The sequence below is a fragment of the Soehngenia saccharolytica DSM 12858 genome (assembly GCF_059568515.1).
This window is the reverse complement of sequence record NZ_JCANTN010000015.1, coordinates 37,267-47,930: the sequence shown is the minus strand read 5'-3', so window position 1 is coordinate 47,930 and position 10,664 is coordinate 37,267. Positions and strand designations below refer to the sequence as shown.

The 10,664-nt window shown below is 34.7% G+C and carries 10 protein-coding genes and 1 riboswitch; all 10 genes read left to right on the top strand.

Going from position 1 to position 10,664, the window contains the following annotated elements; translation table 11 throughout:
- Nucleotides 1-302 (top strand): IS30 family transposase (locus BO51_RS05730; RefSeq protein ID WP_496484813.1); only part of this gene is annotated, 302 nt, incomplete at its 5' end.
- A 237-nt stretch (nucleotides 303-539) separates the two neighbouring features.
- Nucleotides 540-639: riboswitch (glycine riboswitch) on the top strand.
- Nucleotides 640-786: 147 nt separating this feature from the next.
- Nucleotides 787-1,725 carry a thioredoxin-disulfide reductase gene (gene trxB / locus BO51_RS05725; RefSeq protein ID WP_496484811.1) on the top strand — a complete coding sequence of 313 codons (939 nt, stop codon included), beginning with the start codon at nucleotides 787-789 and terminating at the stop codon, nucleotides 1,723-1,725.
- A 14-nt stretch (nucleotides 1,726-1,739) separates the two neighbouring features.
- Nucleotides 1,740-2,057, top strand: coding sequence for a thioredoxin TrxA (trxA, locus tag BO51_RS05720; protein WP_496484809.1), 318 nt, complete (start codon nucleotides 1,740-1,742; stop codon nucleotides 2,055-2,057).
- 56 nt (nucleotides 2,058-2,113) lie between these two features.
- Nucleotides 2,114-3,400: a glycine/sarcosine/betaine reductase component B subunit gene (locus BO51_RS05715; RefSeq protein ID WP_496484807.1), complete on the top strand. Its 1,287-nt coding sequence runs from the start codon at nucleotides 2,114-2,116 to the stop codon at nucleotides 3,398-3,400.
- A gap of 38 nt (nucleotides 3,401-3,438) precedes the next feature.
- The gene (grdA, locus tag BO51_RS05710; RefSeq protein WP_496484805.1) at nucleotides 3,439-3,912 is read left to right on the top strand and encodes a glycine/sarcosine/betaine reductase complex selenoprotein A; all 474 of its coding nucleotides are present in this window, start codon (nucleotides 3,439-3,441) and stop codon (nucleotides 3,910-3,912) included.
- 34 nt (nucleotides 3,913-3,946) lie between these two features.
- On the top strand, nucleotides 3,947-5,257 hold the full coding sequence (grdB, locus tag BO51_RS05705) for a glycine reductase complex selenoprotein B (protein ID WP_496484803.1): 1,311 nt from the start codon (nucleotides 3,947-3,949) through the stop codon (nucleotides 5,255-5,257).
- A gap of 78 nt (nucleotides 5,258-5,335) precedes the next feature.
- The gene (grdC, locus tag BO51_RS05700; protein ID WP_496484801.1) at nucleotides 5,336-6,874 is read left to right on the top strand and encodes a glycine/sarcosine/betaine reductase complex component C subunit beta; all 1,539 of its coding nucleotides are present in this window, start codon (nucleotides 5,336-5,338) and stop codon (nucleotides 6,872-6,874) included.
- A 10-nt stretch (nucleotides 6,875-6,884) separates the two neighbouring features.
- A complete protein-coding gene (gene grdD, locus BO51_RS05695; RefSeq protein ID WP_496484799.1) occupies nucleotides 6,885-8,066 on the top strand; it encodes a glycine/sarcosine/betaine reductase complex component C subunit alpha in 1,182 nt (393 codons plus the stop codon).
- Nucleotides 8,067-8,151: 85 nt separating this feature from the next.
- Nucleotides 8,152-9,513: an RNA polymerase factor sigma-54 gene (gene rpoN / locus BO51_RS05690; RefSeq protein ID WP_496484797.1), complete on the top strand. Its 1,362-nt coding sequence runs from the start codon at nucleotides 8,152-8,154 to the stop codon at nucleotides 9,511-9,513.
- A gap of 136 nt (nucleotides 9,514-9,649) precedes the next feature.
- On the top strand, nucleotides 9,650-10,657 hold the full coding sequence (locus BO51_RS05685; RefSeq protein ID WP_496484795.1) for a sugar-binding transcriptional regulator: 1,008 nt from the start codon (nucleotides 9,650-9,652) through the stop codon (nucleotides 10,655-10,657).
- Nucleotides 10,658-10,664: the final 7 nt, after the last annotated feature.

Below are 10,664 nucleotides of genomic sequence, written 5' to 3'. Positions count from 1 at the left end.
CGGTAGATAATGGCAGCGAGTTTTTAGACTGGAGAAGCTTAGAACAATCATGTGTAAGTAGCAGTGGCGTATTACGTACCCATATATATTATTGCCATCCATATCATTCATGGGAAAGAGGAACTAATGAACAGGTAAACGGCCACATAAGACGATTTATTCCAAAGGGTTGTGCAATTTCAAAATACAGTAAAAAAGAGATTTTAGAGATTCAAGAATGGCTAAATAACTATCCGAGAAAAATATTAAATGGAAAAAGCGCAAGAGAAGTGTTTGAAGAAGAATTAAAAAAATATTCATAGAGCAAAAGCAAAAAATCTTCTCCCCTAGGGGAGAAGAACATCAACTAACGTAAAAGAGTTCACAAGATATATGAACAATGACATATTAACAGAGATAAAAGTGTTTCATTTTAATTTGCATTTAGCGAATAATTAATATTAAATAATTTTATATTGAAATATTTAATATTGTAAGTTATAATTAAAGCAAAGATAAGTTGTTAATTTAGTAACAAAATTAAATAATTTCGTTTCTGGATGATTATTGCGGGAGAGACCGTTAAGGCGCCGAAGGAGTAATTATTTAAGCTAGCCACTTAAATACGAACCTCTCAGGCAAAAGTACCGTAATATGACAGAACTCTGGAAAGTGACATTACACCGAAGGAGCAATCTCTAATAGAGAGAATCTCTCAGGTCAATAAACAGAGTAAGTAGGCAGGCAGTCTATTTATTCTGTTTTTTTGTAGGTTTATGTTTTAAATATAAATTAGGGGGTTAAGTTATGCTATATGATGTTGTAATAATTGGAGCAGGACCCGCAGGGTTATCCGCAGGTTTATATGCTGCTAGAGCAAGGTTAAACACTTTAATTATCGAAAAAGATGCGGTTGGAGGACAGATTGTCACCACTGAAGAAGTGGCTAATTATCCCGGATCAATCGAAAATGCAACAGGGCCATCTTTGGTAGCTAGGATGGTAGAACAAGCAGAAGAATTTGGAGCAAAAAGAACATCTGATACTATCAAAAGTGTTGATTTTTCAGGGAAGATTAAGGTTCTTAAAGGTGAGAAGGCGGATTACCAAGCTAAGACAGTCATAATTGCTACTGGAGCAACCCCTAAGAAAATCGGTTGCCCAGGGGAAAAGGAGTTAACTGGCAGAGGAGTTTCGTATTGTGCTACTTGCGACGCTGCATTCTTTGAAGATTTAGAAGTATTTGTAGTTGGTGGTGGAGATTCTGCAGTTGAGGAAGCAATGTATCTAACCAAATTTGCTAGAAAAGTTACTATTATTCATAGAAGAGATTCCTTAAGAGCAGCAAAATCAATTCAAGAGAAAGCATTTGCAAACGAAAAACTTCATTTCATGTGGGATAGCGTTATTACTGAATTAAAAGGTGATGAACTTCTAGAATCGATGGTAGTAAAGAATCTTAAAACAGGTGAAGAAAAAGAGATATTTGCTGATGAAAATGATGGGACATTCGGAGTTTTTGTGTTCATAGGTTACGATCCAGCCACACAATTGTTCGAAGGTATCGTTAACATGGATAAGGGCTATATAATAACAGACGATAAAATGGCAACAAATATTCCAGGAGTATTTGCTGCTGGCGATAATAGAGTAAAACCGTTGAGACAAGTTGTAACAGCAACATCAGACGGCGCAATAGCTGCTACACAAGCAGAGAAATATATAGAAGAAAATATTTTTGAATAAAAGGAGGAGTAGTAATGATCGAATTAAACAAAGATAATTTTGAAGAAGAAGTTTTGAAAGCTGAAGGTACAGTATTAGTAGATTTTTGGAGTCCATCTTGTGAACCTTGCAAGGCATTGATGCCATTTGTTCATGGCTTGGAAGAAAAATATGGCGATAAAATCAAATTTACTTCTTTAGACATAACAAAAGCTAGAAGAGTAGCAATAGGACAAAAAGTTTTAGGATTGCCAGTAATTGCTATATACCAAAATGGCGAGAGAATAGATTCAGTTGTGGGAGACGAAGCAACAGAAAAAAGTGTTGAAGAATTAATTAAAAAATATTATTAAGCCTCTAACTCTAACGAGTTTAGGATATATGTAAATATTTAAGGGAGGTGAAGTAAATGCGTCTAGAATTAGGTAATGTCCTAATTAAAGATGTACAATTTGGCGATACAACTAAACTTGAAGAAGGTGTGCTTTCAATAAATAAGCAAGAGTTAATAGACATATTAATGGAAGATGAACATTTAAAGAAAGTTGAAGTTGATATTGCTAAACCAGGAGAAAAAGTAAGAATTACACCTGTAAAAGACGTCATTGAACCAAGGGTAAAAGTTGAAGGTCCTGGAGGAGTATTCCCTGGGATTCTATCAAAGGTAGATATGGTCGGATCAGGGAAAACAAATGTATTAAAAGGCTGCGCAGTAATGACAACAGGAAAAATTGTTGGATTCCAAGAAGGAATTGTAGATATGTCAGGACCTGGTGCTGATTACACTCCTTTCTCAAAACTAATAAATATCGTGTTGGTTTGCGATCCAGTAGATGGGTTAAAACAACATGAACATGAGAAAGCTGTTAGATTAGCAGGATTTAAAGCCGCTAAATATCTCGGAGAAACTGCAAGAAACGTCATTCCAGACGAAGTAAAAGTATACGAAGTTGATACGCTTACAGAGGGATTGAAGAAGTATCCAAATTTACCAAAAGTAGGATATGTACAAATGCTTCAAACTCAAGGATTACTACATGACACATATGTATATGGCGTAGATGCAAAGCAAATAATACCAACTATAATGTATCCAACAGAGTCTATGGATGGAGCAATAGTTAGTGGAAACTGTGTTTCAGCGTGCGATAAAAACACAACTTATCATCACTTGAACAATCCAGTGATTGAGGATTTACTAAAAGTGCATGGTAAAGAATTAAATTTTGTAGGTGTTATAATAACTAACGAAAATGTATATTTAGCTGACAAAGAAAGATCTTCGAATATGACAGCAAAATTAGCAGAGTTTCTTGGATTGGATGCAGTTATAATATCACAAGAAGGATTTGGAAATCCTGATACTGACTTGATTATGAACTGCAAAAAGATTGAAGCTAAAGGAATAAAAACAGTAATCATTACAGATGAATATGCTGGAAGAGATGGCGCAAGCCAGTCATTAGCTGATGCTGATAAAGCTGCAGATGCAGTTGTTACAGCAGGAAATGCAAACCAAGTAATAACCCTCCCTCCAATGGATAAGGTTATTGGTTCATTAGAATATGTTGACATCATAGCTGGTGGATTTAATGGTAGTTTAGCTGAAGATGGCACTATTACCGTTGAAATTCAAGCGATAACTGGCGCAACAAATGAAATAGGATTCAGTAATTTAACTGCAAGAACATATTAGAATTAAAAAGTATTGAAATAAGGAAAGGAAGTGGAAAAATGTCAATCTTTGATGAAAATTCAAAAGTTATCATCATTGGTGATAGGGACGGAATCCCTGGACCAGCGATTGAAGAATGTATAAAAACCACTCCTGCAGAAGTAATTTTTTCAGCAACAGAGTGCTTTGTCTGAACGGCTGCAGGAGCAATGGACTTGGAAAATCAAAAGAGAGTTAAGGAACTAGCTGAAAAATATGGCCCAGAAAACACAATAGTTGTTTTAGGTGGCGCTGAAGCTGAAGCAGCAGGTTTGGCTGCAGAAACAGTAACAGCTGGAGATCCAACTTATGCAGGTCCATTAGCAGGAGTCTCGTTGGGACTCAAAGTTTATCATGCAGTAGAACCAGAATTTAAAGAGTCAGTAGATCCAGAAGTATACGACGAACAAATCGGTATGATGGAAATGGTTTTAGATGTTGACTCTATAATTGAAGAAGTAAAAAGTATGAGGGAGCAGTATTCAAAATATTAATTCTCCAACTAAATTTAGGAGAGGAGGGAAACAAATGGGGAAAATAAGAATAGTACACTATCTAAATCAATTCTTTGCAGGAATTGGTGGAGAAGAAAAAGCTGATTTCAAACCAGAGGTCAGAGAAGGAGTAGTAGGCCCTGGTATGGCTTTACAAGCTGGTTTTAAAGATGAGGCTGAAATAGTTGCTACAGTTATATGTGGAGATAGTTATTTTAATGAAAACATAGAAGAAGCTAAAGCAAAAGTGCTTGAGCTTGTTAAACAATACAATCCTGATTTGTTCATTGCTGGACCAGCATTCAATGCAGGTAGATATGGGGTAGCTTGTGGTGCTATAACAGAAGCAGTGCAAAACGAGCTAAATATTCCAGCTTTAACAGCAATGTATGAAGAAAACCCAGGCGTTGATTTGTACAGAAAATCAATCTACATTATTCCTACAAAAGACAGCGCTGTGGGAATGAGAGATGCAGTTTCAAAGATAGTTCCATTTGCTTTGAAATTAGCAAAAGGTGAAAAGATAGGCTCTCCTGAAGAAGAAGGGTATATCAAGAGAGGAATTAGAGTAAATTATTTTGCAGATAAAAGAGGTTCACAAAGAGCTGTTGAAATGTTGATCAAAAAAATAAATGGAGAGAAATATGAAACTGAGTATCCAATGCCAGATTTCGATAGAGTAACTCCAAATCCAGCCATAAAAGATATCACTAAAGCTAAAATTGCTCTTGTAACATCTGGCGGTATAGTACCAAAGGGAAACCCAGATCATATAGAATCTAGTTCTGCTTCAAAGTATGGTAAATACGATATAGAAGGCTTAATGGATTTAACTGCTGATACATTCCAAACTGCACATGGTGGGTATGACCCAGTATATGCGAACGAAGATGCTGACAGGGTATTGCCAGTTGATGTATTAAGAGATCTTGAAAAAGAAGGCAAGATTGGCAAACTTCACAGATATTATTATTCAACAGTAGGAAATGGAACATCTGTAGCAAATGCTAAAAAATTTGCAAGTGAAATTGCAAAAGAATTGGTAGCTGATGGGGTTGACGCAGTTATACTAACTTCCACCTGAGGCACCTGTACTCGTTGCGGTGCAACGATGGTAAAAGAAATTGAAAGAGCGGGACTACCAGTAGTTCATATTTGTACTGTAGTACCTATTTCATTGACAGTTGGCGCAAATAGAATAGTTCCAGCAATTGCTATACCTCATCCACTTGGGAATCCACAATTAGGCCCAGAAGAAGAGAAAGCATTAAGAAGGAAGTTAGTAGAAAAAGCATTAAAGGCTTTAACTACTGAAGTATCAGATCAAACTGTATTTGAAGATTAAAACAAAATAGTATTTTAGAGATTGGGTGATTAATATCACCCTTTTCTAAAATATAGAGAATTTTTGGGGGTGACTCATTTGAGTAATGCTGTTATTAAAGGTGCAAGCTATATATTGGTACATGCACCAGATATGGTTGTTCACAATGGAACAACACAAACCACAGAGAAAATATTGAATCCAAATTCAGAGTATCTTAAAAATTTAAGAAATAGTTTAAGGACTTTTGAAGAAGCAGTTAAATATTTACCAAATCAAGTATACATCGGCAATAAAACACCTGAGGACTTAAAAATTATTCCTCAACCATGGGTAGAAAAACCTATTGAAGATGCAACAAGAGATGGAAAATTTGGAGAAATTATGCCAGAAGATGAGTTTATTGGCTTAATGAAGATTGTAGATGTTTTTGACTTAGTTAAATTATCTAAAGAATTTACAAAGACAGCTAAAGAAAAACTTTCAAATCACCCATTGATTAGCGATGAATTAGTAGCAAGACTTAAAGATGGAGAAGAATTTGAGGACATCAACAAACTAATTAATGAGCAAGAGGCAGAGCCGATTTATCTTGACAATAACATAGTCGGATGCGTAAAAAGAGCCCATGACATTGACCAAAATTTAAGCGCGCATGTTATTTTTGAGAACCTAGTTTCAAAAGCATCTGCGGTTTTGGCAGCTCTTCATTTAATTGACAAGACAAAGATAGATCCTAATGATATAGAATATGTCATAGAATGTTCTGAAGAAGCTTGTGGCGATATGAACCAAAGAGGTGGAGGAAATTTTGCAAAAGCAATTGCAGAATTTGCAGGATTAAACAATGCTTCAGGTTCTGATATTAGAGGATTCTGTGCTGCACCAACTCATGCATTGATTTCAGCTGCATCTTTAGTTGGAGCAAAGACTTTTAAGAATGTTTTAATAGTATCAGGTGGTTCAACTGCAAAATTAGGTATGAATGGTAAAGATCATGTTAAAAAAGGTTTGCCAATATTAGAAGATGTAGTAGGTGGTTTCGCTGTATTAGTAAGCGAAAATGATGGAGTAAGCCCAATTTTAAGGAATGATTTAGTAGGCAGACATACAGTTGGAACTGGTTCATCACCTCAAGCTGTAATAACATCATTAGTTACTGCACCACTAGACAGAGGAAATTTAAAGATTACTGATATTGATAAATACTCTGTTGAAATGCAAAACCCTGATATTACTAAACCTGCAGGAGCTGGAGATGTTCCTAATGCTAACTACAAAATGATAGCAGCTTTAGGAGTAAAAAGAGGAGAGCTCGATAGAACTCAGATAAATGAATTTATTGAAAAACACGGAATGGAAGGTTGGGCACCAACTCAAGGACATATTCCTTCAGGAGTTCCATATGTTGGATTTGCAATAGATGATATTAAATCAGGAAAAGTAAATAAAGCGATGATTATTGGAAAAGGAAGTTTGTTCTTAGGGAGAATGACAAACTTATTTGATGGAGTATCAATAGTAATAGAAAAGAACGATGGTAGAAAAGAAGAAAGCAAAGGTATTTCAGAAGAAGAAATAAGAAGCTTTGTAGCGGAAGCAATGAGAGACTTTGCAGCACACCTTTTAGAAGAATAGGGGTGATTATGTGCAATCAGAAAACATCAAAAAAACAGTAGCAAAAATATTTAATGATATTGCTGATACTCTTGAAACAGGACAATATGGAGAAAAGATCAGAGTCGGTATAACCACTTTAGGTAGTGAGCATGGCATCTTAAACGTCGTAAATGGCGCAGAACTTGCTCAAAAAAGAAATAGCTCTATTGAAGTTGTATTAATAGGGCCGAAAGTTGAATCTGACTTAACCCAAGTTATAGTTGAAAATGAAGAAGAAGGATATAAAAAGATGGAGGAAATGCTCGACAACGGAGAAATAAGTTCCTGCGTCACCATGCATTACAGTTTTCCAATTGGAGTATCGACTGTTGGACGCGTTATAACTCCTGGAAAGGGCAAAGAGATATTTATAGCTACAACAACTGGAACATCTTCCTCAAACAGAGTAGAAGCAATGGTCAAAAATGGTATTTATGGAATTATTTCAGCTAAAGCTATGGGAGTTAAGAATCCAACAGTAGGGATCCTCAATGTTGATGGGGCAAGACAAGTGGAAAGAATTTTCAAAGAGTTGATCTCTAATGGATATGGCATAAACTTAACTGAGTCAACCAGAGCTGATGGTGGATGTGTAATGAGAGGAAATGATTTATTAGCTGGTACACCGGATGTCATGGTTACTGACACACTAACAGGCAACATATTAATGAAAGTTTTTTCTTCATATACAACAGGTGGTAGCTATGAGGCATTAGGTTATGGTTATGGACCTGGCATTGGTGAAGACTATAATAGGCTTGTATTAATCATATCAAGAGCATCAGGTTCGCCTGTAATTGCTAACGCAATAAGCTACGCAGCGGATTTAGTAAAAGGAAGAGTATTTGAAATAGCAAAAAATGAGTTTGAAAATGCAAATAAAGCCAATTTAAAAGAAGTATTAAAATCTTTAAATAAAGAATCAGTTAAGAAAGAAGATAAGAAAGAAGTTAAAATGCCAGAAAAAGAGGTTGTTACGGGCACTATAGATGGAATAGACATCATGGAACTTGATGAAGCAGTAAGCGTACTTTGGGAAAATCAAATATATGCTGAATCAGGGATGGGTTGTACTGGACCAATAGTAATGGTAAATGAGAGAAATTTAAAAGAAGCTATAAATGTATTAGCTAAAGCTGGATATAATGTAAAAAAAGCTGAAGATTGCTAAAAACTTAAGGTTATCAACCTTAAGTTTTTTTGTTTATGTTTGAATAATTTGATATAATAGAAGCATACAAGAGGAGGGGAAGTAATTGAAACTTAATTATGAGTTAACTTTAGAGCAAAGCCAAAAATTAATAATGACTCCTGAATTAAGGCAAGCAATTCAATTGCTTCAATATACTAGTTTAGAATTGCAGGAATATATACTGAGGGAAATAGAAGAAAACCCACTGTTAGAGCTTGAAGATTCAATTGAAGAGCCTCAAGACATTATAGATGGATTTGATGAAATCGACTGGAAAGAATATATTGAAAATTACGACGATATAAGTTATAAAGAGGAAATAGACAAGGACGTAAAGTCTATTACATTTGAAAATTTTTTCATGCCTTCCCAAACTCTTAAAGAATATCTATTAGAACAATTATCGATGGTTAGCGTTGGACAGAGGGAATATAAGATTGCTGAATACATTATTCAAAATATAGATAGCAACGGATATTTAACAGCAAGCACTTTAGAGATAGCAGAAGCATTGAATGTTTCAGAGCATGAAGTTGAGGTTATGCTTGGCATAGTACAGACATTTGAACCTGAGGGAGTAGGAGCAAGAAATTTAAAAGAATGTTTACTACTTCAATTGAGAGATAGAAAGGATTCATTGATAATTAATATAGTTGAAAATTATTTAGAAGATATTGCATTAAATAAATTGTCTAAAATTGCCACAGAGCTAAACATAGAAGTGGAGGAAGTCCAAAAGTATGCAGATGAAATAAAATTACTTGAACCAAAGCCAGGAAGATCTTTTGGTGGAGACAATAAAGAAGTAAAATATATTATTCCTGATGCAAAAGTAGAAAAAATAGATGGTGAATATGTAGTTATTATAAATGAAATAGCAGTTCCAAAGTTAAATATAAACAGCTTTTACAAGGGACTCATTAAAAATTCGGACGAGGCGACGAGCCAATTTTTACAAGAAAAATTAAATTCTGCTGTTTGGATTATAAAAAGCATTGAACAAAGGAAACAAACATTATATAAAGTAATAGATTCTATAGTAAAATTTCAAATTGATTTTTTTGAAAAAGGAGGAGGCTATTTAAAGCCTCTAACTTTAAAAGATGTCGCAGATGACATTAAAATGCATGAGTCAACAGTTTCCAGAGCTACAAATGGCAAATACATACAGACAGCAAAGGGAATTTATGAATTAAAGTATTTTTTCTCACAAGCCATAAAAGCAAATGAAGGATTAATTTCATCTGATACTGTTAAAAATACTATAAGAGAAATCATAGACAAAGAAGATTCCAAGAAACCAATGAGCGACCAGCAAATAGCTGATAAATTGGAGCAAATGGGTATTTCTATATCAAGGAGAACGGTTGCAAAATATAGAGAAGAATTAAGCATTCCATCATCGAAATTGAGAAAAAGATTTTAATTTGTAATATCTTGATATATTTGCAATTGTTGGGTATAATATGTATGTAAATTTTTTAAAAATGGCGGGACAAAATATTAAACCTAGGGACAAATGATGCCCAAACGTGGAGGTGGTCCCATTAGATACTTTTGATATGATGAAGACAATAGTTCCTGAAGCCTTAGAATTATTTGAAAAAAGGTACATGATTCTTAGAGAAATCAAAAATAATCAGCCAATAGGTAGAAGAATGTTGTCAATGAAGTTGGGAATGACAGAAAGGAATATAAGGACAGAAGTCGAAAAATTAGTTGAACAAAATTTATTAGACATAAAAAATATGGGTATGTATGTTACAGATGAGGGTGAAAATGTATTAAATGAGCTCTCTGATTTATTTAAAAAAATAATGATAAAGCCTGAACTTTCAAAAGAAGTATCGATCATTTTGGGTGTAAGAGATTGCTATGTTGTCAGTGGGAATTCATCTATAAGTGAATTCACACTAAAAGACCTTGCCAAGACTGCCTCTGATTTGTTAGTTAGTTATCTAGCACCAAGTTCGATTGTTGGTGTTACTGGAGGACATACAATGTTAGCAGTTGCAGAGCAAGCTTTTTCTAAGAAAGAATTTAAAGATGTGACTGTTGTACCCGCAAGAGGAGGCTTGGGAACTGATTTAAAAACCCAGGCTAATACAGTCGCTTCAAGACTTGCACACAATATTGGAGCTAATTATAAACTTCTATACATCCCAGATAGTTTAGGACAAGACGTAAACAAGCTAGCAAATAAGAACAAAGAAATAAAGGATACTCTTGATTTAATCGAGATGATTGACATCTTTGTATTTGGAATTGGGAGAGCAGACATTATGGCTAAGAGAAGAAATTTGCCTGAAGAAAAGATACAATTTTTAGAAAATCAGCAAGCAGTAGCTGAAGCGTTTGGACATTTTTTCAATATAGCAGGCGATGACATTTTAGAGTATGGATCAGCGGGATTGTCTTTAAAGAAGTATTTAAAGATAGATAAAGTTATAGGTGTAGCGGGTGGTGAAGAAAAGGCTGAAGCTATTATGGCTATTTCATCACTCAGGAAAGATATCACTTTAGTGATTGACGAAGCAGTAGCAAAAAAAATAATTTTAAATAATTTTTAAGGAGGAG

What these genes read in the sequence shown, in the direction of transcription:
- BO51_RS05685 (WP_496484795.1), top strand. Translation starts at nt 9,650, where the DNA reads ATGATGAAGACAATAGTTCCTGAAGCCTTAGAATTATTTGAAAAAAGG.
- BO51_RS05715 (WP_496484807.1), top strand. Translation starts at nt 2,114, where the DNA reads ATGCGTCTAGAATTAGGTAATGTCCTAATTAAAGATGTACAATTTGGC.
- trxB (WP_496484811.1), top strand. Translation starts at nt 787, where the DNA reads ATGCTATATGATGTTGTAATAATTGGAGCAGGACCCGCAGGGTTATCC.
- trxA (WP_496484809.1), top strand. Translation starts at nt 1,740, where the DNA reads ATGATCGAATTAAACAAAGATAATTTTGAAGAAGAAGTTTTGAAAGCT.